This is a genomic window from Pseudomonas chaetocerotis, from assembly GCF_015712105.2.
Taxonomy (GTDB): Bacteria; Pseudomonadota; Gammaproteobacteria; order Pseudomonadales; family Pseudomonadaceae; genus Aquipseudomonas; species Aquipseudomonas chaetocerotis.
The window spans coordinates 426668-447077 of record NZ_JACFYX020000001.1 but is presented as its reverse complement, the minus strand read 5'-3'; the positions used below and the strand labels follow the sequence as shown (position 1 = coordinate 447077).

Genomic DNA, 20410 nt, shown 5'->3' with positions numbered 1-20410 from the left:
GCATGCGGTGTGCGTGGCGCACCCTACGGGATACGCCGCGCCGGGCAGGGTGCGCCGTGCGCACCGAGTGTCAGCGACCGAGATAAACCTCGATCACCCGCTCGTCGTTCTGTACCTGCTCCAGCGAGCCTTCGGCCAGCACGCTGCCCTGGTGCAGCACGGTGACGTGATCGGCGATGGAGCCGACGAAGCCCATGTCGTGCTCGACTACCATCAGCGAGTGCTTGCGCGCCAGGGACTTGAACAGCTCGGCGGTGAACTCGGTCTCGGCATCGGTCATGCCAGCCACCGGTTCGTCGAGCAGCAGCAGGTGCGGCTCCTGCATCAGCAGCATGCCGATCTCGAGGAACTGCTTCTGACCGTGAGAGAGCAGGCCCGCCGGGCGGTTGCGCGAGGTTTCCAGGCGGATGGTGCCCAGCACTTCCTCGATACGATCCTTCTGCTCGCCACTGAGTTTGGCGCGCAGGCTGGCCCATACCGACTTGTTGGTCTTCTGCGCCAGCTCCAGGTTCTCGAACACCGTCAGTGCCTCGAACACCGTCGGCTTCTGGAACTTGCGGCCGATGCCGGCCTGGGCAATTTCCACCTCGCTCATGGCGCTCAGGTCGTACTGTTCGCCGAAGTAGGCCACGCCGTTGTCGGGTCGGGTCTTGCCGGTGATCACGTCCATCATGGTGGTCTTGCCGGCGCCGTTGGGGCCGATGATGCAGCGCAGCTCGCCGACGCCGATGTACAGCGTCAGGTTGGTCAGCGCCTTGAAGCCGTCGAAGCTGACATTGATGTCTTCCAGGGTAAGGATGGTGCCGTGGCGGACGTTGACGCCCTTGCCGACGTTCTTGCCGGTGTCCAGCGCCAGGCCGGTGGGGTCGAAGGCGGCTTCAAGCATGGTTTCGGGTACCGGAGTGGCTTTCATTGATCCTTCTCCTTGCGAAGCAGACCGACGACCCCTCGCGGTAGGAACAGCGTGACGACGATGAACAGCGCGCCCAGTGCGAACAGCCAGTATTCGGGGAAGGCCACGGTGAACCAGCTCTTCATGCCGTTGACCAGACCAGCGCCGAGCAGCGGGCCGATCAGCGTGCCGCGACCGCCCAGGGCGACCCAGACGGCGGCCTCGATGGACTGCGTCGGCGCCATCTCGCTGGGGTTGATGATGCCCACCTGCGGCACGTACAGCGCACCGGCCAGGCCACACAACACCGCGCTCAATACCCAGATGAACAGCTTGTAGCCGCGCGGATCGTAGCCGCAGAACATCAGGCGGTTCTCGGCGTCACGCAGGGCGGTGAGCACCCGGCCGAATTTGCTGCGGGCCAGGCGAAAGCCCAGGTACAGGCTGCCCACCAACAGCACCACGGTGGCGAAGAACAGCACGGCACGGGTGCCCTGCGCGGTGATGTCGAAGCCGAGGATGCGGGTGAATCCGGTAAAGCCGTTGTTGCCGCCGAAACCGGTTTCGTTGCGGAAGAACAAGAGCATGCCGGCGAAGGTCAGCGCCTGGGTCATGATCGAGAAGTACACGCCCTTGATCCGTGAGCGGAAGGCGAAGAAGCCGAATACCAACGCCAGCAGGCCGGGCGCCAGCACCACCAGGCACATGGCCCAGAGGAAGCTGGAGGTGCCGTACCAATACCAGGGCAGTTCGCTCCAGGCCAGAAAGCTCATGAAGGCCGGCAGGCCATCCCCTGCGCTCTGACGCATCAGGTACATGCCCATGGCATAGCCGCCGAGGGCGAAGAACAGGCCATGGCCCAGCGACAGCATGCCGGCGTAGCCCCAAACCAGGTCCAGGGCCAGGGCGACGATGGCGTAGCAGAGGATTTTGCCCACCAGCGTCAGGCTGTAGGCCGAGACGTGCAGGGCATGGTCGGCCGGCAGCAGATGCAGCAACGGCATGGCCAGCAGGATCGCCAGCACCATCAGGCCGATGGCGATGGATACCTGCGGGCCGAGTTTGGCGCTGGCGCGGGCCAGCAGCGTTTGATTCAGTGGCATGGTCATCAGTCGATCACCCTTCCTTTCAATGCGAACAGGCCTTGCGGGCGTTTCTGGATGAACAGAATGATCAGCGCGAGGATGAGGATCTTGCCGAGTACGGCACCGATCTGCGGTTCGAGGAACTTGTTCACCACGCCGAGGCCGAAGGCGGCCAGTACGCTACCGGCCAGCTGGCCGACGCCGCCGAGCACCACCACCAGGAAGGAGTCGATAATGTAGCTCTGGCCGAGGTCCGGGCCGACGTTGCCGATCTGGCTCAGGGCCACGCCGCCAAGGCCGGCGATGCCCGAACCGAGTCCGAAGGCCAGCATGTCTACGCGGCCGGTGGGCACGCCACAGCAGGCGGCCATGTTGCGGTTCTGCGTCACTGCGCGCACGTTCAGGCCCAGGCGCGTCTTGTTCAACAGCAGCCAGGTCAGGACCACGACGAACAGCGCGAAGCCGATGATGACGATGCGGTTGTAGGGCAGCACCAGGTTGGGCAGCACCTGCATGCCGCCGGACAGCCAGGCCGGGTTGGCCACTTCGACGTTCTGCGCGCCGAAGGTGACGCGCACCAGCTGGATCAGGATCAGGCTGATGCCCCAGGTGGCCAGCAGGGTTTCCAGCGGGCGGCCATAGAGGTGGCGGATCACCGTGCGCTCCAGGGCCATGCCGATGCAGGCGGTGACCAGAAAAGCGACAGGCAACGCAGCCAGCGGATAGAGCGTCAGGTATTCGGGGGCCAGGCGCTGGAAGCTCAGCTGCACCACGTAGGTGGTGTAGGCGCCGAGCATCAGCATTTCGCCATGGGCCATGTTGATCACCCCGAGCAGGCCGAAGGTGATGGCCAGACCCAGGGCTGCGAGCAGCAGGATCGATCCCAGCGACAGGCCGCTGAAGGCCTGGCCGAGCAGTTCGCCGATCAGCAGTTTGTTCTTCACCTGGGCCAGGCTCTGCTCGGCGGCAGTGCGCACGGCAGTATCGCTTTCCTCGCCATCGAGCAGGCTTTGCAGGCGCGTGCGGGCCAGCGGGTCGCCGGTCTTGCCCAGGCGCTCCACGGCGGCCAGGCGCACGGCCGGGTCGCTGGCCTCCAGCTGCAGGTTGGCCAGGGCCAGGGTAATGGCGTCACGCACGTTCTCGTCGGCTTCCATGCTCAGGCGGTTTTCCAGCAAAGGCAGCAGCGCCGGCGGTGTGTTGCGTTGCAAGTGTTGGGCGGCGCCGAGGCGTAAGGCGGCATCGTCGTCGAGCAATTGATGGCTGGCCACGGCGAAGGCAATCAGGCCGCGCAGGCGGTTGTTCAGGCGCACTTTGCGCGGCGTACCGTTGGCCTCGGCTGCGCCACCTGCGGCTTGCCAGGTGTCGTCCTGCTCGATGAAGGCACGTTTGTCGGCATCGCTGCCGACGCGGCCCTGCTGCAGGGCTTGCAGCAGTGGCATGCGTTCGGTTTTGGGCGCGGCGGCCCAGTTCTGCAGCAGTTTGGCCTGCTTGCTGGCGTTGGCGGCGACGAAATCGTCGGCCTCACCAGCCTGCGCCGCCAGTGGCAGCAACAGCAGCAGGCTCAGGAGAATTCGGGTAAGGGCAGTGGGCATGAGGGGGTCCTTGGCGTAGCCCGGATGCAATCCGGGGCAGCTCTCCCCGGATTGCATCCGGGCTACGGTTGTCCCCTCCCTGCGCGGCCAGCGCAGGGAGAGGCTTTTGCCTTAGTTCGACTTCACCGGGGTATCGGCTTTCTTGTCGTTGCCTTCGATGAAGGGGCTCCACGGCTGGGCGCGAACCGGGCCTTCGGTTTCCCAGACCACGGAGAACTGACCGTCTTCCTGGATCTCGCCGATCATCACCGGCTTGTGCAGGTGGTGATTCTTCTCATCCATCTTCAGGGTGAAGCCGCTCGGCGCCGCGAACTCCTGGCCAGCCATGGCTTCACGCACCTTGTCGACGTCGGTGGTGCCGGCTTTCTCGACGGCTTGCGCCCACAGGTGAATGCCCACGTAGGTGGCTTCCATCGGGTCGTTGGTGACCACGGTGTCGGCGTTCGGCAGATTCTTCGCCTTGGCGTAGGCCTTCCAGTCGGCGACGAACTTCTCGTTGACCGGGTTCTCAACGGACTGGAAGTAGTTCCAGGCCGCCAGATGGCCGACCAGCGGCTTGGTGTCGATGCCGCGCAGTTCTTCTTCACCCACGGAGAAGGCCACCACCGGCACATCGGTGGCTTCCAGGCCCTGGTTGGCCAGTTCCTTGTAGAAGGGCACGTTGGAGTCGCCGTTCACGGTGGAAACCACGGCGGTCTTGCCGCCAGCGGAGAACTTCTTGATGTTGGCGACGATGGTTTGATAGTCGCTATGACCGAAGGGGGTGTAGACCTCTTCGATGTCCTTGTCGGCGATGCCCTTGCTGTTGAGGAAGGCGCGCAGGATCTTGTTGGTGGTGCGCGGGTAGACGTAGTCGGTGCCGAGCAGGAAGAAGCGCTTGGCGGCGCCGCCGTCTTCGCTGAGCAGGTATTCCACCGCCGGGATGGCTTGCTGGTTTGGCGCTGCGCCGGTGTAGAACACGTTCGGCGACATCTCTTCGCCTTCGTACTGCACCGGGTAGAACAGCAGGCCGTTGAGCTCTTCATAGACCGGCAGCACGGACTTGCGCGATACCGAGGTCCAGCAGCCGAAGGTCACCGCGACCTTGTCCTGGGTCAGCAGCTGGCGACCACGCTCGGCGAACAGCGGCCAGTTGGAGGCCGGGTCGACCACCACCGCTTCCAGTTGCTTGCCGAGTACACCACCCTTGGCGTTGATCTCGTCGATGGTCATCAGCGCCATGTCTTTGAGCGAGGTTTCGGAAATGGCCATGGTGCCGGACAGCGAGTGCAGGACGCCGACCTTGATGGTCTCGGCGGCCTGGATGGACCAGGACAGGCCCATGGCGGCGATGGAAGCGGAAAGGGTAAAGGCCTTGATCAGACTGCGACGTTGCATGGTGCGATCTCCATTCACAAGTGTGAGTCAGTGGACAGCGTTGTTATTGGTCATACGTGAAGGTCATGGCCCGGTTGTTCCGGCATGGGCTCTACGTGCTGGCGAGCGCCGTAGAGCTTGTGCAAGGTGATCGAATGCACCTCTGCCTTGCTGACCTCTATATGGCTCTTGAGCAATTGCTGTGCCTCTTCTGAGCGACGAGTCAGGATTGCCTGAAGAATCTGTCCGTGTTCGGCGTAGGTCAGGTCGATGCGTTGTGCCTGAGTGAAATCCAGCCGCCTTAGAATGCGGATCTTTTCGCTGACCTCGCGGTGAACGCGGGCCATCTCCTGGTTGCCGGCGGCCTCCAGCAGTTGGCAATGGAACGCCTCATCGAGGCGCGAAACGGCGGCGCCGTCTTGCAGTCGCGCCTCTTCTCGCACCAACCAGGTGCGCTTCAGGGCCTGCAGTGCAGGTGGTTGTTCGTCCGTGGGGCGCTGGCAAAGGCGGCGCACGGCGTCCAGTTCGAGGACGATGCGCAGCTCGTACAATTCGTCGAACTGCACGAAGTCCAGTGGGCGCACCTGCCAGCCGCTGCGAAAGTGCACATCGAGAAAACCCTCGCGCTGCAGGCGGTGCAGCGCCTGGCGTACCGGCGTGCGGCTGGCCGCCATGCGCGCGGCGACCTCGCCTTCGGAGAAACGGTCACCGGGCATCAGGCGGAATTCGAAAATATCGTCCTTGAGCCTTGCGTAGGTACGCTCAGCCAGGCTCTGCGGGCGCTCAGTGGCACGTGGCATGAACGGGCTCAGGCCTTGGTGCTGGCGATGAACGCGCGCCAGCCACCGAAGCTGGTGATGTCACGCGCGCCATCGAGCGCATAGGGCTCGCAGATGAAACCCTTGACCCAGCGTCCGTCGGCCAGTTCCAGGTTGCCGATGCCCAGCGGCGGCGGGATTTCGGCGACGAATTCGCCGAAGCGCGCCTGCGGCACGTCCCACAGCTCGACGATGATCGCCGCGCCGTCCTCGGCCACACGTGCCAGGCCCGGCTTGGGCGGCACGGTGCCGGGCAGGGCAAAGAGGCGGTAGCTGACGGCGCTGGTGGTCTGCTCCACCAGCACGGCATCGCGCGTGGTGAGTTGGACGTTCAGCGGCATGCCGGTCAGATGCGCGCCGACCACGGCAACACGGATGCAGCCGGGCGCCGGCTTGTCGCTGGCGGTCTGCTTTGGCAGCGGTTTGCCGGTGGCGCCCAGCGGCAGATCGACAGCCTGCTGCCAGCGTTGACCGAAGGCGGCCAGTGCCTGGTCATGCCAGGCCGGGGCGAGCAGAGTGATGCCGGCTGGCAGCCCGTCGGCGCGCAGGCCCGCTGGCACGGCCAGGGCTGACAGGTCAGCGAGGTTGGTGAAGTTGGTGTAGGTGCCGAACTGGCTGTTGAACAGCACCGGTTCTGCTTCCATCTCGGCCAGAGTACGGAGGGTTGGCGAGGTCGGCACCACCATGGCGTCGAAGCCGGCCAGGGCATCGTTGATGGTGCGGCTCAACTCGGCGCGAATGTACTCGGCCTTGTAGGCGTCGCAGGCGCTGTACCTGTGGCCGTTTTCGACGATACCGCGCACCACAGGGTTGATGTGCTCGGGGTTCACACCCTCTACCGCGACGGTGCGTTCGGCGACCCAGGGGCCGTAGTAAAGCTGCTCGGCCAGTTGCTGGAAGGGGGCGAAATCGATTTCCACCAGCTCGGCGCCCAGTTCGCGCAGCTTGCCGAGGGCTGTCTCATAGACGGCCTGGTTCTGGCTATCGCCGAAGAACTCGGGGTTGGCCGGCACGGCCAGGCGCGGCTGGACTGGCATACCGACCTTGGCGTTGTTAGGGTTCTTGCGGCTGTAGGCATCGGCGGCGTCATAGCCGCCAGCAATGTTGGCTACGGTCAGGGCATCGGCGACGGTCAGGGCGAATACCGAGATGCAGTCGACCGTGCGGCAGGCCGGCACCAGGCCGGTGTTCGGCAGCCAGCCCTTGGTCGGCTTGAGCCCGACGATATTGTTGAAACCGGCTGGTACGCGGCCCGATCCGGCGGTATCGGTGCCGAGCGAGAAGGGCACCAGGCCGCGCGCGACCACGCTGGCCGAGCCGGAGCTGGAACCGCCGCTGACGTAATCCGGATTGAAGCTGTTGGGCACCGCGCCGTGAGGCGAACGGGTGCCGACCAGGCCGGTGGCGAACTGGTCGAGGTTGGTCTTGCCAATGAGGATGGCGCCGGCGGCGCGCAGACGAGCGACCACGGTGGCATCGGCCTCGGCCTGATAGGCGAACTCGGGGCAGGCGGCCGTGGTCGGCCAGCCGGCGGCGTCGATATTGTCCTTGATGGCGAAGGGCACACCGTAAAGCGGCAGCGTGCTCAGGTCGCCGGCTGCGCTTTCAAGTGCGCTGGCCAGGGCATCGAGTTGAGCGTTTAGCTGCGCTTCGCTGGCCAGGGCGATCCAGGCGCTGTCGTCAGTGCGCAGTTGCAGGCGCAGGGCGTGCAGCAGTTCGGCAGGGGATTGGCCGCCGCGGTAGGCCTGTTGCCACTGCGCGAGGGTGAAAGCGATCGGTGCGTTGGACATGCTTCGAGATTCCATCTTGTATCCAAGTTGGGATCAGCAGAGCAATGACGATGCCAGTTCCCCGAACGCCCGTGTTACCGCGGGATCAGCGGGTGTCGGAGGGGCGAATGCTGGATGGCGTGCACCGAGCCGGAGCTGTGCTGCAAGCAGATGGTGCAGTGAGCGGTTGGTGCGCACGGCGCACCAACGGGACTGTGGGGCCTGCAGAGGTTAGGTAGGGTGCGCCATGCGCACCGGGGGGGCGAAGTTGCTGCCGGCCCGGCTGTCTCAGGGCACCAGGTAGTTCTTCACCCCGGTGAAGATGATCTGTGCGGCGAGGGCACAGACGAACAGGCCCATCAGTCGGCTGACGATCTGCAGGCCCTGGTCACCGAGCAGGCGCTCGAACTGGTTGGACAGGTACAGCACCACGCCCACGGTGAGGCTGGCGAGGAAGATCGCCGCCACCGCCACCAGCTTGTCGTCCCAGTGCGGCTGGCTGGCGCCCATCAGCAGCAGGGCGCCGATGGTACCGGGACCGACGGTGATGGGAATGGTCAATGGCACGATGGTCACGTCCTGCTGCACGTTGTCGCTCTGCACCGCCGACTTGCCTTGGGCCATGCCGAGGGCGGAGATGAACAGTACCGACCCAGCACCGATACGGAAGGCGTCGATGGTGATGCCGAACAGGGTGAAGATGTGCTTGCCGAACAGGTACAGCAGCACGCTGGCGATCAGTGTGGCCAGCGCCACCTTCCAGGCCAGGCGCTTGCGCTCCTTGAGGGTGTAGCCGCGGCTGAGGCCGATAAAACAGGAGAGGACGAAGAAGGGGCTGTAGAGCACCAGCATCTTCAGGTACAGGCTGAACAACTCGGACATGGGGCGCTCGTTTGAGAGTAGGGCGGGTGCAACCCGCCATCGTTAGTCAGGCGGGGTCACCCGCCCTAAGAACTTGTTCACGATCTGCTACGCGTCGACCCTGCTGGGTTAAAAACAGGCTGGAACGCCAGCCCGGTCAAACGCTTATTAACAACTCGTAGACTCCGCTTCCTCGCCTGTTTGACTCGCTGGCGCTCGCTCTGCGGGCCAGCCTTCGGCTGTTACTCCCGCTGGTCGTTGTGCCTTGCAGTGTTCTAGCTCGCGAGATTGTGAACAGTCTCTAAGACACTTCCCGCTGGCGACGCAGTTCACGCTCGGCGATCCAGTGCTCGATCAGTTCGCGCAGCTGCGACAGCTCCACCGGTTTGGACATGTGGCCGTCCATGCCGACGGCGCGCGCGCGTTCCTTGTGTTCGCTCAGGATATGCGCGGTCAGCGCCACCACCGGCGTACGCGGACGCTTCTCGCTCTTTTCCCAGGCGCGCAGCTGTTCGGTAGCCGAGAAGCCATCGAGCACTGGCATCTCGCAATCCATCAGCACCAGGTCGTAAGGCTGGGCCTTCATTGCACTGAGGGCTTCCTCGCCGTTGCTGGCCGTGTCCGGCTTGAGGTTGAGCTTGCCGAGCATGCCGCGGATCACCTTGGTGGAGATGCTGTTGTCCTCGGCGACCAGGATGCGGAAGTCGGTCGGTACGTTCAGTGGTGTGCTGACCGGTGTCGGTGCGGCCTGCGCCGGGGTGTCGTTGGGGCGCTGGGCCAGTTCGTCGGCCAGGGTGGTCTTGAGTGTATAGCCAGCCACCGGCTTGGCCAGGATGCGCTTGATCCCGGCATTGCGCGCGATCACCTTGCTCGGCGCGTTGCTGATGCCGGTGAGCATGATGATCAGGATGTCGTGGTTGAGGCTCGGGTCTTCCTTGATCTTGGCGGCCAACTGCATGCCGGTCATGCCGGGCATGTCCTGGTCGAGTAGTACCGCATCGAAGTATTCGCGCATGTGCGCCTTGGTGCGCAGCAGAGCGAGGGCCTCCTTGCCGGAGGGCACGGCGCTGACCTGCATGCCCCAGGCGTTGCACTGCTGCATCAGCACCTTGCGGCACGTGTCGTTGTCGTCCACCACCAGTAGGCGCGCGCCCTGCAGTGGACTGTCCAGATCGGCTTCCGGCTGTTCCAGGCGCGCGGCGTCCAGCGGCAGGGTCAGCCACAGGGTAGTGCCCTGGTTGCCGCTGCCCTGGATGCCGAACTCGCCGCCCATCAGGCGCACCAACTGGCGCGCGATGATCAGGCCGAGACGCCCGCCTAGACGAGTGGCAGAGAGGAAATCGCGGCTCTGCAGTTCGGCATTGAGCAGCGCGTCGCGCTCTTCCGGCAGCAGCGGACGGCCGCTGTCCTGTACGGCGACGCGCAGGCGATGCTGGCCGTCGCTGCTGTCCAGGGCGGCGACCAGTAGGATCTCGCCCTCGTCGGTCTGCTTGAAGGCGTTGTCCAGCAGGCTCAGCAGGGCCTGGCGCAGGCGCGTAGGGTCACCGCTGATCACGCGCGGTACCTGCGGCTGGATGAAGCTGATCAGTTCCACGCGCTGCTGTTCGGCCTTGGCGCGGAAGATGTCGAGGCAGTCCTCGATCAGTGCGCCGAGATCGAACTGCACGTCGTCCAGCTCGATCTGCCCGGATTCGAGCTTGGATATGTCGAGGATTTCGTTGATCAGGGTGAGCAGCTCGTTGCCCGAGCTGTGGATGGTCTGCACGTAGTCGCGTTGCTTGGCCGACAGTGGCGTGCCCAGCAGCAGCTCGGTCATGCCCAGCACACCGTTCATCGGCGTGCGGATCTCATGGCTGATCTTGGCCAGGAATTCGGCCTTGGCGCGCAGCTCGGCGCTGCTGGCGGCCAGGGCGGTGCTTTCCTGCAGGGTGTCGCGCTGGATCTGCCGCTGCCGTTCGGTCAGCGACACGCTGAGAATCAGGCCAGCCAGGGTGGCGACACTGAACACGCCCAGCACCAGCCAACCCGGATTGAGCTGATCGAAGCCGAGCAGCACCGGCACGAAGAAGCCGAAGCCCATGTTGAAGACCAGCATGCCCAGGGCGATCAGGCGCGCTGGCTGATAACCGGAGCGCCAGTGCCGGCTGCTCACCAGCAGCAGGTTGATTGCGCTCAAGGCCACGAGCAGGTAGACCAGCGAGCTGTACCAGAACAGCCCGGTGACGACGATGCACAGGGCGTAAGCCAGTATCAACAGGGCGTTGCCCTGCAACAGGCGATTGAGTGGGCTGTGCTGAACGGGCGTGCCATGCATGAATCCGAGGCCAAAGGCGAGGACGCTGAAGGCGGCGAACAGCGCGGAGAGGTCGGCGACCAGTGACTGGTTGTAACCCAGGCCGGGCAGCCATTGGGCGAAGATGCCGAGGTTGGCCGACGAGCACACGGCCAGGCCGATGTTCACCCCGGCCAGCCACAGGCCACTGGAGCTGCGGCTGTAGATGAAGCGGATGAGGTTGTACAGGGTCAGCAGCAGCAGAGCACCGAACAGCATGCCGTAGAGGTAGGCGGGCTTTTCCAGGCTGACCAGTTCGGCCTGATCCATCACCTTGAACCAGGTCATCAGCGGGTGGTTGGAGGTCAGGCGCACATAGGCGACGCGAGCCTGGCCGTCATTCGGCAACGGCATCAGGTAGAAGCGCGACGGCAGCGGTCGCGAATCCAGCGGCATGGCTTCGCCGGTGTGCAGGTTCTGCTCCAGCTGGCCGTCTCTCAGCAGGTAGTAATCGAGGTACTGCACCCGTGGTGAGAAGATCCACAGCCAGGCGGGCTGCTGCTGCGCAGCTAGCTCGGCACGAAGCCAGACGGCATGGTCACTGGGCGGGAAGGTGAAGGACTGCTTGCTGAGAGGCTTGAACTGCTGGCGCTGGGCGCGGACTTCTTCGAGGCCCAGGCGGGCGCTGGCGTCGACCAGATAGGACCAGCTGTGCGTGCTGGTCGGGGCTGAGTTCGCACTGGCTGTCAGCGCAAAGCTGATAAACAGCATGCTGGCGAATAGTCCGATGGCAATCCTGAGCCGGCGCACGGGCAAAATCCTTCTAAATGAGTGGCCGGATTATAGCCAAGCATTTGCTCGCGAGAATACGGCGCGGTAGGGCTTTTTACGCTATCCGCGCCGCATTCGTCGAACGGCTCTGACCCTAGTCTTCGCCGCGTTCGCGGGCGATAGCCCGATAACCGATGTCGTTACGATGGAACATGCCGTTCCAGCGAATCTTCTCGGCCAGGCGGTAGGCCTGCTGTTGGGCCTCGGCCACCGTGCGACCGATGGCGGTGGCGCACAGCACGCGGCCGCCCGCCGTGACGATCTGGCCGTCTTTCAGCGCAGTACCGGCGTGGAACACCTTGCCGTCGAGCTTGGCGGCGTCATCGAGGCCTTCGATGACGTCGCCTTTGGCGTAGTCGCCTGGGTAGCCACCAGCGGCCAGCACCACACCCACGGTCGGACGCGGATCCCAGGTCGCTTCGACCTTGTCCAGCGCCTTGGCCAGTGCAGCCTCGACCAGCAGCACCAGGGAGCTTTCCAGGCGGCACATGATCGGCTGGGTTTCCGGGTCGCCGAAGCGGCAGTTGAACTCGATGACCTTGGGCTTGCCAGCCTTGTCGATCATCAGGCCGGCATAGAGGAAGCCGGTGTAGACGTTGCCTTCGCTGGCCATGCCGCGCACGGTCGGGTAGATCACCTCGTCCATCACACGCTTGTGCACCTCGGCGGTGACCACCGGCGCAGGCGAATACGCGCCCATACCGCCGGTATTCGGGCCGCTGTCGCCGTCGCCGACGCGCTTGTGATCCTGGCTGGTGGCCATCGGCAGCACGTTCTCGCCGTCGACCATGACGATGAAACTGGCTTCTTCGCCGTCGAGGAACTCCTCGATCACCACGCGCGAACCGGCCTCACCGAAGGCGTTACCGGCGAGCATGTCGCGCACCGCGTCTTCGGCTTCCTGCAGGGTCATGGCGACGATCACGCCCTTGCCTGCGGCCAGGCCGTCGGCCTTGATCACGATGGGCGCACCCTTCTCGCGCAGGTAGGCCAGCGCCGGTTCGATCTCGGTGAAGTTCTGGTAATCGGCGGTGGGGATCTTGTGGCGCGCAAGGAAATCCTTGGTGAACGCCTTGGAACCTTCCAGCTGAGCGGCTGCGGCGGTGGGGCCGAAGATATCCAGCTTGCGGCTGCGGAACAGGTCGACCACGCCTTTGACCAGCGGCGCTTCCGGGCCGACGATGGTCAGTTGCACGTTCTTCTCGGCAAAGTCAGCCAACTGCTCGATAGCCAGCACATCGATGGCGACGTTTTCGCACTTGGCTTCGACAGCGGTGCCGGCGTTGCCTGGGGCGACGAAGATTTTCTCGACGCGCGGATCCTGCGCCACTTTCCAGGCCAGGGCGTGTTCGCGACCGCCGCTGCCGATGATCAGTACATTCATGTCTGTCTCCTTGTGGAGGCGGGCCGTTGGCCCGGTTGGTGGATAAGAAAAGCGTTATCCACCCTACGAAATCAGGGTGACGTAGGGTGGATGGCCGAAGCCATCCACCGGCCAATCAATGACGGAAATGGCGCATCGAAGTGAACACCATGGCAATCCCCGCTTCGTCGGCAGCAGCGATCACTTCGTTGTCGCGCATCGAGCCACCGGGCTGAATCACGGCGGTGATGCCGGCCTTGGCCGCGTTGTCGATGCCGTCGCGGAAGGGAAAGAAGGCGTCCGAGGCCATCACCGCACCGGGCACCGGCAGGCCGGCGTGTTCGGCCTTGATCGCGGCGATACGGGCGGAGTTGACGCGGCTCATCTGGCCGGCGCCGACACCCACGGTCTGGCGGTTCTTGGCGTAGACGATAGCGTTGGATTTGACGAATTTGGCCACTTTCCAGGCGAAGATCAGGTCGTGGATTTCCTGCTCGCTCGGCGCGCGCTGGGTCACGATCTTCAGGTCGGACGCTGCGATCATGCCGATGTCGCGGCTCTGCACCAGCAGGCCACCATTGACGCGCTTGAAGTCCCAACCCGCAGCACGCTCGGCCGGCCACTCGCCGCATTCGAGCAGGCGCACGTTGGCTTTGGCGGCCACCACTTCACGGGCGGCGGCGCTGATTTTCGGGGCGATGATCACTTCGACGAACTGACGCTCGACGATGGCCTTGGCGGTTTCGCCATCCAGCTCGCGGTTGAAGGCGATGATGCCGCCGAACGCCGATTCGGTATCGGTGGCGTAGGCCAGGTCGTAGGCCTTGCGGATGCCGCCCTCGTCTTCCGGTACCACGGCCACGCCGCAGGGGTTGGCGTGCTTGACGATGACGCAGGCCGGCTTGACGAAGCTCTTCACGCATTCCAGCGCGGCGTCGGTGTCGGCCACGTTGTTGAACGACAGTTCCTTGCCCTGCAACTGGATTGCGGTGGAAACGCTGGCTTCGCCCTTCTTCGCTTCGACATAGAACGCCGCACTCTGGTGCGGGTTCTCGCCGTAGCGCATTTCCTGCGCCTTGACGAACTGGCTGTTGAAGGTGCGCGGGAAGGCGCCGCGGCCCTCGGTGGACAGGGTGTCACGCGCCTGGTCGATGGTGCCCAGGTAATTGGCGATCATGCCGTCGTAGGCCGCGGTGTGCTCGAAGGCCTTGAGTGCCAGGTCGAAGCGCTGGGCGTAGCTCAGACCGCCAGCCTTGAGGGAGGCGACGATGCCGGCGTAATCGCCAGTGTTGACCACGATGGCGACGTCCTTGTGGTTCTTCGCCGCGCTGCGGACCATGGTTGGACCACCGATGTCGATGTTCTCGATGGCGTCGGCCAGGTCGCAATCAGGCTTGGCCACGGTGGCTTCGAAGGGATAGAGGTTGACCGCCACCAGGTCGATCGGCTTGATGCCGTGCTCGTCCATCACCGCGCCGTCCAGCGCACGACGGCCGAGGATGCCGCCGTGAATCTTCGGGTGCAGGGTCTTGACGCGGCCGTCCATCATCTCCGGGAAGCCGGTGTAGTCGGCTACTTCCACTGCGGCTACGCCGTTGTCCTTGAGCAGCTTGTAGGTGCCGCCGGTGGAAAGAATCTCGACACCGAGTGCCGCCAGTTCGCGAGCGAATTCGAGGACACCGGTCTTGTCGGAAACGCTGATCAGCGCGCGGCGGACGGGCAGAAGGGTGGTCTGGTCGGTCATTTCACTATCCATCAGAGCGGGGATATCAGCAAAAAAGGCGGCTCATGCGGGCCGCCCTTTTCGGGAGTTCAGGGTTACAGCAGGTCGTACTGCTTGAGCTTCTTGCGCAGCGTACCGCGGTTCAGGCCGAGCAGTTCGGAGGCCTTGGTCTGGTTACCTTTCACGTAATTCATGACGGTTTCCAGCAGTGGCGCTTCGACTTCGGTGAGCACCAGGTTGTACACGTCGGTGACGTCCGCGCCCTCGAGATGGGCGAAGTAATTGTGCAGCGCCTTCTCAACGGCGCCGCGTAGGGTCTGGCCCTCTTCGCTCGGCGTGTTCAGGTGCTGTTTAAGGCTGGTGTTGTCACTCACGGGTGCAGTTCCACTCACTAAGGTCTCTGTCATCAACGTCATGCGGCCACCTCGTTTCCATCGTTGTGCCGTTCGCGAAAGAACGCGCGAACGTGGGCGCACTGTGCGTCCGTACTGTCCAGACGGTTGAATTGGGCGCGAAACTCCCTGGCGCCCGGCAGGGTTGCCAGATACCAGCCGACATGCTTGCGGGCGATACGCGTGCCCATCAATTCGCCGTAGAAGGCGTGCAGTGCGGCCAGGTGTTCTAGCAGAATGCATTCCACTTCGGGCAGGCCCGGTGCCGGCAGGGTTTCGCCAGTACTCAGGTAGTGCTCGATTTCACGGAAGATCCACGGCCGCCCCTGGGCGGCGCGACCAATGAGCAGCGCGTCGGCGCCAGTGGCGTCGAGCACGGCCTTGGCCTTCTGTGGAGAGTCGATGTCGCCATTGGCGAACACCGGAATCGATATCGCCTGCTTGATGGCGGCGATGGTGTCGTACTCGGCTTCGCCGGTATAAAGGTCGGCGCGGGTGCGGCCGTGTACGGACAGCGCAGCAATGCCGGCATCTTCGGCGATTTTCGCCACGGTAATGCCGTTCTTGTTCTGGCGGTCCCAGCCAGTGCGAATCTTCAGCGTCACCGGCACGTCCACCGCACCGACCACGGCAGCGAGGATTTCCCGTACCAGCGGCTCGTCGCGCAGCAGGGCGGAGCCGGCGGCCTTGTTGCAGACCTTCTTGGCCGGGCAGCCCATGTTGATGTCGATGATCTGCGCGCCCAACTCGACGTTCTTGCGCGCCGCGTCGGCCATCATCTGCGGATCACCACCGGCGATCTGTACCGAGCGCGGCTCGGGATCACCAGCGTGCAGCAAGCGCAGGCTGGACTTGCGGCTATTCCACAGGCGCACATCGCTGGTGACCATCTCCGACACCACCAGGCCGGCACCGAGACGGCGGCACAGTTGGCGGAACGGGCGATCGGTGACGCCGGCCATGGGGGCCAGGATCAACCGATTGGGCAATGTGTAAGGGCCAATACATGGGGCCGACATGGGGCGTCCCTGCTTGTTGGTGCGCAGTTGAGACAAAGGGCGATCAACACCCGCCCTCCACTGTGTCCTCAGGGGAAACGGCGGTGGGTCGGTGCTCGCGAAAGGGTGGGCATGATACCCGCTCTGGATGACCGGATAAAGGTCGTTTTGAACAAATTCTGAACAGCTATGGGCTTATCGCCAGTAGTTAGATGGAAGGCCTGCGACCACGGGTCGCGCCGTCTCCAGACTACTCGGGCGAGTGGAAGCTCAGGCTGTAATTCACCGCGCGGGTGCCCGGATCAAGGATGTCCAGGGAGATGTGGATGGGCGTCTGCGGTGGCATCTCGCTCTGTCCGGCCAGCTCGCCGGCCAGGTACTCGCTGGGTTTGAAGCGACGACTGGCGACCAGTTGGCCACCCAGGTCAGCGAAGCGCATCTCCAGCAGCGGGAAGGGCTGGGCGAAGGAAGCGCGGTTATAAAGGATGGCGTCGACGATCAGGGCGCCGGAGAATTCCGGGTGGCTGCGTACTACCAGGTTGCTGCTGCGAATCTGGCTGATGTCCACTTTCGATGGCAGGGTGCAGCCGATGTTCGGGCACAGTTGTTCGAACCAGGGGCGATAGCGGTCCTGGCGTGCCAGTTCATCGAAGTTGTAGGCGGCGTATTGTGCCAGCAGGCCGCCAGCCGCCAGGAGATTGAGCACTCCCCAGCCGAGCAGGCGCCCCCATGACGTGCTCTGTGGCTGGCTCCAGTCGAGTTGCAAGGGTTCGTCGTCCAGTTCGAACAGGCGCTCCTCACGCAGACCCGGCTCGTTGCGCATTGCCTTGGACTCTTCACGCTCCGTGCGCAGACCTTCGTCCTGTTGCTCGTCATCGATATCACCCAGGCGCGGCTCAGCGGATTCGTCGAGGTCATCGGCGATGGGCTGCTTGCGGGATGTGGCGGGAGGAATGAACTCAATGGCAGCTTTGGGCTCAGGTGCAGCGGTGGGCTCCGGCTGCTCTTCGGTTGGTTGCAGCTCGAAGCTGTCGCGCTCGCGCTTGACTGGCTCGTCGCGCAGCAGGGCTTCGGCCCAGGCCTCGTCATGCGTGTCGTCGTGCTCGTCCGTTGCGCGGCTGGCGAAATTCTCGGCATAGCGCGGCGCCTGTTCCAGTGCGAGGAACTGCTGCGACAGCTGCTGTTCCTGCTCTTCCAGCCTGGCCAGTTCCTCATCGAGATCGAGGTTGTCGAGGTCGAGGTCGTCATGAATCCACAGGGTATCGTCGGCGGGATTGGACGCTGGCGACTTGGTGCGGGTGTCGGGTTGGGCCTTGACCGCAGTGCTTACCGTTTTGGCGGTCGCTGGCGCAGGTGCGGCTGCACGGGGGCCGAACAGTTGCTCGGCGGCGTTGAACACGTGCAGGCAGGCACCGCAGCGTACTGCGCCATGGGCAGCAGCCAGCTGCGCCTGACTGACGCGGAAGCTGGTACGGCAATTGGGGCACTGGGTGACGTGGCTTTCGCTCATGCGCGGGTCCGGAAAATCCAAGCAGCTAGTCTAACGCAACGACTGCGCGCGGTTCAGCGCTTGACGCCGCTGATGCGCACCCAGCCGTCCTTGATGGCCGTCGGGTCGAGGTCGAAGGCACCTGCGTAGGCGGCGCGGACTTCCTTGGCCTGCTCGGCGAGGATACCCGACAGCGCCAGGCGTCCACCGCCTTTGACCAGTGTGGTGATCTGAGGTGCCAGGGAAACCAGCGGGCCGGCGAGAATGTTGGCGACGACCACGTCGGCAGGCTGCTGCGGCAGGTCGGCAGGCAGATACACCGGGAAGCGCGCCGGATCGATACCGTTGCGCGAGGCATTGTCGCGCGAGGCTTCCAGGGCTTGCGGGTCGATATCGGTACCCGCTGCCTGCGGTGCACCGAGCAACAGTGCGGCGATGGCGAGGATGCCCGAGCCGCAACCGAAGTCGAGCACGCTGCAGTTGTCCAGGTTCTGGCCATCGAGCCATTCCAGGCACAGTGCGGTGGTCGGATGGGTGCCGGTGCCAAAGGCCAGGCCCGGATCGAGCAGCAGGTTGACGGCGTCCGGCTCCGGCGCGGCGTGCCAGCTTGGCACGATCCACAGGCGTTGGCCGAAGCGCATGGGCTGGAAGCCATCCATCCAGCTGCGCTCCCAGTCCTGATCCTCGATGCGCTCGACATGATGCTCTGGCAGCGCGCCGCCACACAGCAACTGCAGGTGGGCGAGCAGGGCGGTTTCGTCGGTGTCGGCCTCGAACAGGGCCAGCAGGTGAGTATTCGACCACAGCGGCGTGGTGCCCAGATCCGGCTCGAAGATCGGCTGATCTTCGGCGTCCATGAAGGTTACCGATACGGCGCCGACTTCCAGCAGGGCATCCTCGTAGGTTTCTGCCTGCTCAGGAGTGATGGCGAGACGGACTTGTAGCCAGGGCATGGAAAACCTCATGAAGGGCGCGCGTTTGGCCGCGCAGCTTACTTGAAGGGGCGGGCGGCTTGCCAGTTCGACCGCTGAAACGACAGGGGCCGCCCGACGGCAGCCCCTGTGATGCAGCAGGTCATGGACTCAGTGCTTGTCCATACCCAGTTTCTTTTCCAGATAATGGATGTTCACGCCACCTTTGACGAAACCCTTGTCGCGGGTCAGGTCGCGGTGCAGTGGCACGTTGGTCTTGATGCCGTCGACCACGATCTCGTCCAGAGCGTTGCGCATACGGGCCATGGCCTCGTCACGGTCCTTGCCGAAGGTGATCAGCTTGCCGATCAGCGAGTCGTAATGCGGCGGAACGCTATAGCCGCTGTACAGGTGCGAGTCGACGCGAACGCCATTGCCGCCCGGCGCATGGAAATGCTTGACCTTGCCGGGGCTGGGCATGAAGTTGTCCGGGTCTTCGGCGTTGATCCGGCACTCGACCGAGTGACCGAGGATCTTCACGTCTTCCTGCTTGATCGACAGTTTGTTGCCAGCGGCGATGCTGAGCATCTCCTTGACGATGTCGATACCCGTGACCATTTCGGTGACCGGGTGCTCCACCTGAACGCGGGTGTTCATCTCGATGAAGTAGAAACGGCCGTCTTCATAGAGGAACTCGAAGGTGCCGGCGCCACGGTAGCCGATCTCGATGCAGGCATCGACGCAACGCTTGAGCACTTCGGCGCGGGCCTTCTCGTCGATCAGCGGGGCCGGAGCCTCTTCGATCACCTTCTGGTGACGGCGCTGCAGCGAGCAGTCACGGTCGTACAGGTGAATCGCGTTGCCCTGGCCGTCGGACAGCACCTGGACTTCGACGTGGCGCGGGTTGCCGAGGAACTTTTCCAGATAGACCATCGGGTTGCCGAACGCAGCACCGGCTTCGGTGCGGGTCAGCTTGGCCGATTTGATCAGGTCTTCTTCCTTGTGCACCACGCGCATGCCGCGACCACCGCCGCCGCCAGCGGCCTTGATGATCACCGGGTAGCCCACTTCACGGGCGATGCGCAGAGCTTCTTCCTCGTCTTCCGGCAGCGGGCCGTCGGAACCGGGAACCACCGGGACGCCGGTTTTGATCATGGCTTCCTTGGCCGATACCTTGTCGCCCATCAGGCGGATGGTGTCGGCTTTCGGGCCAATGAAGGCAAAACCGGAGTTCTCCACCTGTTCGGCGAAGTCGGCGTTCTCGGCGAGGAAGCCGTAGCCCGGGTGGATGCCCGTGGCACCGGTCAGTTCAGCTGCGCTGATGATGGCCGGGATGTTCAGGTAAGACTGAGCGCCGGCTGCCGGGCCAATGCAGACGGACTCGTCGGCCAGGCCCAGGTGCATCAGTTCGCGGTCGGCGGTGGAGTGCACGGCAACCGTCTTGATACCCAGCTCTTTGCAGGCGCGCAGGATACGCAGGGCGATTTCGCCACGGTTGGCGATAAGGACTTTTTCCAGCTTCTGCATTGCAGGCTCCCCGTGCATCAAACGATGGTGAACAGGGGTTGGTCGTACTCAACCGGCTGGCCGTTTTCCACCAGGATGGATTCGATCACACCGCTGGCTTCGGCTTCGATGTGGTTCATCATCTTCATCGCTTCGACGATGCAGAGGATGTCGCCTTTCTTCACGGTCTGACCGACTTCGACGAAGTTGCCCGAGGTCGGCGAGGCGGCGCGATAGAACGTGCCAACCATCGGCGAACGCGCCACGGTGCCGTTCAGTTTCGGTGCGGCGGCCGGGGCGGCTTCAGCGCCCGGAGCGGCTGCGGCTGCGGCGACAGGCGCCGCGATCGGAGCCGGTGCCGGTGCGTACATCGGCTGCGGGGCATAGGCCGGTTGTTTGCTGTGACGGCTGATGCGTACGGACTCTTCGCCCTCTTTGATCTCCAGCTCGTCGATACCGGACTCTTCCAGCAGCTCGATCAGTTTCTTGACTTTACGGATATCCATGAATGGTCAACTCCCAGAGGTGAGGTAGGACTTGTCTACCAGGCTA

General features: G+C 64.0%; 16 protein-coding genes. All 16 read right to left on the bottom strand.

Going from position 1 to position 20410, the window contains the following annotated elements; translation table 11 throughout:
* Positions 1-70 precede the first annotated feature (70 nt).
* The 16 genes from urtD to accB all read right to left on the bottom strand — a co-directional run bounded on the left by urtD (position 71) and on the right by accB (position 20364).
* Positions 71-913, bottom strand: a complete 843-nt coding sequence (gene urtD, locus H3221_RS02075) for an urea ABC transporter ATP-binding protein UrtD (protein ID WP_196473865.1) — start codon at positions 911-913, stop codon at positions 71-73.
* Positions 910-2001: an urea ABC transporter permease subunit UrtC gene (gene urtC, locus H3221_RS02070; protein ID WP_196473864.1), complete on the bottom strand. Its 1092-nt coding sequence runs from the start codon at positions 1999-2001 to the stop codon at positions 910-912. The genes urtD and urtC overlap by 4 nt, the downstream gene beginning before the upstream one ends.
* On the bottom strand, positions 2001-3569 hold the full coding sequence (gene urtB / locus H3221_RS02065) for an urea ABC transporter permease subunit UrtB (RefSeq protein ID WP_196473863.1): 1569 nt from the start codon (positions 3567-3569) through the stop codon (positions 2001-2003). The genes urtC and urtB overlap by 1 nt, the downstream gene beginning before the upstream one ends.
* Positions 3570-3680: 111 nt before the next feature.
* Positions 3681-4946 (bottom strand): urea ABC transporter substrate-binding protein, encoded by a 1266-nt coding sequence (gene urtA / locus H3221_RS02060; RefSeq protein WP_196473862.1) that lies wholly within the window; start codon positions 4944-4946, stop codon positions 3681-3683.
* Between the two features lie 50 nt (positions 4947-4996).
* Positions 4997-5725, bottom strand: a complete 729-nt coding sequence (locus H3221_RS02055; protein ID WP_196473861.1) for a GntR family transcriptional regulator — start codon at positions 5723-5725, stop codon at positions 4997-4999.
* An 8-nt stretch (positions 5726-5733) separates the two neighbouring features.
* Positions 5734-7533: an allophanate hydrolase gene (atzF, locus tag H3221_RS02050; protein ID WP_196473860.1), complete on the bottom strand. Its 1800-nt coding sequence runs from the start codon at positions 7531-7533 to the stop codon at positions 5734-5736.
* Positions 7534-7800: 267 nt separating this feature from the next.
* A complete protein-coding gene (locus tag H3221_RS02045) occupies positions 7801-8394 on the bottom strand; it encodes a MarC family protein (protein WP_045734008.1) in 594 nt (197 codons plus the stop codon).
* Between the two features lie 280 nt (positions 8395-8674).
* Positions 8675-11455, bottom strand: a complete 2781-nt coding sequence (locus H3221_RS02040; protein ID WP_196473859.1) for a hybrid sensor histidine kinase/response regulator — start codon at positions 11453-11455, stop codon at positions 8675-8677.
* A gap of 115 nt (positions 11456-11570) precedes the next feature.
* Positions 11571-12860 (bottom strand): phosphoribosylamine--glycine ligase, encoded by a 1290-nt coding sequence (gene purD, locus H3221_RS02035; RefSeq protein WP_196473858.1) that lies wholly within the window; start codon positions 12858-12860, stop codon positions 11571-11573.
* Positions 12861-12975: 115 nt separating this feature from the next.
* Positions 12976-14583 (bottom strand): bifunctional phosphoribosylaminoimidazolecarboxamide formyltransferase/IMP cyclohydrolase, encoded by a 1608-nt coding sequence (gene purH / locus H3221_RS02030; RefSeq protein WP_196473857.1) that lies wholly within the window; start codon positions 14581-14583, stop codon positions 12976-12978.
* Between the two features lie 74 nt (positions 14584-14657).
* Entirely contained in the window at positions 14658-14978 is a 321-nt protein-coding gene (fis, locus tag H3221_RS02025; protein ID WP_159970230.1) for a DNA-binding transcriptional regulator Fis, read from the bottom strand.
* Positions 14975-15973: a tRNA dihydrouridine synthase DusB gene (dusB, locus tag H3221_RS02020; protein WP_196473856.1), complete on the bottom strand. Its 999-nt coding sequence runs from the start codon at positions 15971-15973 to the stop codon at positions 14975-14977. Before dusB ends, fis begins: the two co-directional genes overlap by 4 nt.
* Positions 15974-16202: 229 nt before the next feature.
* On the bottom strand, positions 16203-17462 hold the full coding sequence (locus tag H3221_RS02015; RefSeq protein WP_196473855.1) for a DUF3426 domain-containing protein: 1260 nt from the start codon (positions 17460-17462) through the stop codon (positions 16203-16205).
* Positions 17463-17515: 53 nt separating this feature from the next.
* The gene (gene prmA / locus H3221_RS02010; protein ID WP_196473854.1) at positions 17516-18394 is read right to left on the bottom strand and encodes a 50S ribosomal protein L11 methyltransferase; all 879 of its coding nucleotides are present in this window, start codon (positions 18392-18394) and stop codon (positions 17516-17518) included.
* Positions 18395-18523: 129 nt separating this feature from the next.
* Complete coding sequence (gene accC, locus H3221_RS02005; protein WP_192980112.1) at positions 18524-19879, bottom strand: acetyl-CoA carboxylase biotin carboxylase subunit; 1356 nt, start codon at positions 19877-19879, stop codon at positions 18524-18526.
* A gap of 17 nt (positions 19880-19896) precedes the next feature.
* A complete protein-coding gene (gene accB / locus H3221_RS02000; protein ID WP_196473853.1) occupies positions 19897-20364 on the bottom strand; it encodes an acetyl-CoA carboxylase biotin carboxyl carrier protein in 468 nt (155 codons plus the stop codon).
* Positions 20365-20410: the final 46 nt, after the last annotated feature.

What these genes read in the sequence shown, in the direction of transcription:
- urtD (WP_196473865.1), bottom strand. Translation starts at nt 913, where the DNA reads ATGAAAGCCACTCCGGTACCCGAAACCATGCTTGAAGCCGCCTTCGAC.
- urtC (WP_196473864.1), bottom strand. Translation starts at nt 2,001, where the DNA reads ATGACCATGCCACTGAATCAAACGCTGCTGGCCCGCGCCAGCGCCAAA.
- urtB (WP_196473863.1), bottom strand. Translation starts at nt 3,569, where the DNA reads ATGCCCACTGCCCTTACCCGAATTCTCCTGAGCCTGCTGCTGTTGCTG.
- urtA (WP_196473862.1), bottom strand. Translation starts at nt 4,946, where the DNA reads ATGCAACGTCGCAGTCTGATCAAGGCCTTTACCCTTTCCGCTTCCATC.
- H3221_RS02055 (WP_196473861.1), bottom strand. Translation starts at nt 5,725, where the DNA reads ATGCCACGTGCCACTGAGCGCCCGCAGAGCCTGGCTGAGCGTACCTAC.
- atzF (WP_196473860.1), bottom strand. Translation starts at nt 7,533, where the DNA reads ATGTCCAACGCACCGATCGCTTTCACCCTCGCGCAGTGGCAACAGGCC.
- H3221_RS02045 (WP_045734008.1), bottom strand. Translation starts at nt 8,394, where the DNA reads ATGTCCGAGTTGTTCAGCCTGTACCTGAAGATGCTGGTGCTCTACAGC.
- purD (WP_196473858.1), bottom strand. Translation starts at nt 12,860, where the DNA reads ATGAATGTACTGATCATCGGCAGCGGCGGTCGCGAACACGCCCTGGCC.
- purH (WP_196473857.1), bottom strand. Translation starts at nt 14,583, where the DNA reads ATGACCGACCAGACCACCCTTCTGCCCGTCCGCCGCGCGCTGATCAGC.
- fis (WP_159970230.1), bottom strand. Translation starts at nt 14,978, where the DNA reads ATGACGTTGATGACAGAGACCTTAGTGAGTGGAACTGCACCCGTGAGT.
- dusB (WP_196473856.1), bottom strand. Translation starts at nt 15,973, where the DNA reads ATGTCGGCCCCATGTATTGGCCCTTACACATTGCCCAATCGGTTGATC.
- H3221_RS02015 (WP_196473855.1), bottom strand. Translation starts at nt 17,462, where the DNA reads ATGAGCGAAAGCCACGTCACCCAGTGCCCCAATTGCCGTACCAGCTTC.
- prmA (WP_196473854.1), bottom strand. Translation starts at nt 18,394, where the DNA reads ATGCCCTGGCTACAAGTCCGTCTCGCCATCACTCCTGAGCAGGCAGAA.
- accC (WP_192980112.1), bottom strand. Translation starts at nt 19,879, where the DNA reads ATGCAGAAGCTGGAAAAAGTCCTTATCGCCAACCGTGGCGAAATCGCC.
- accB (WP_196473853.1), bottom strand. Translation starts at nt 20,364, where the DNA reads ATGGATATCCGTAAAGTCAAGAAACTGATCGAGCTGCTGGAAGAGTCC.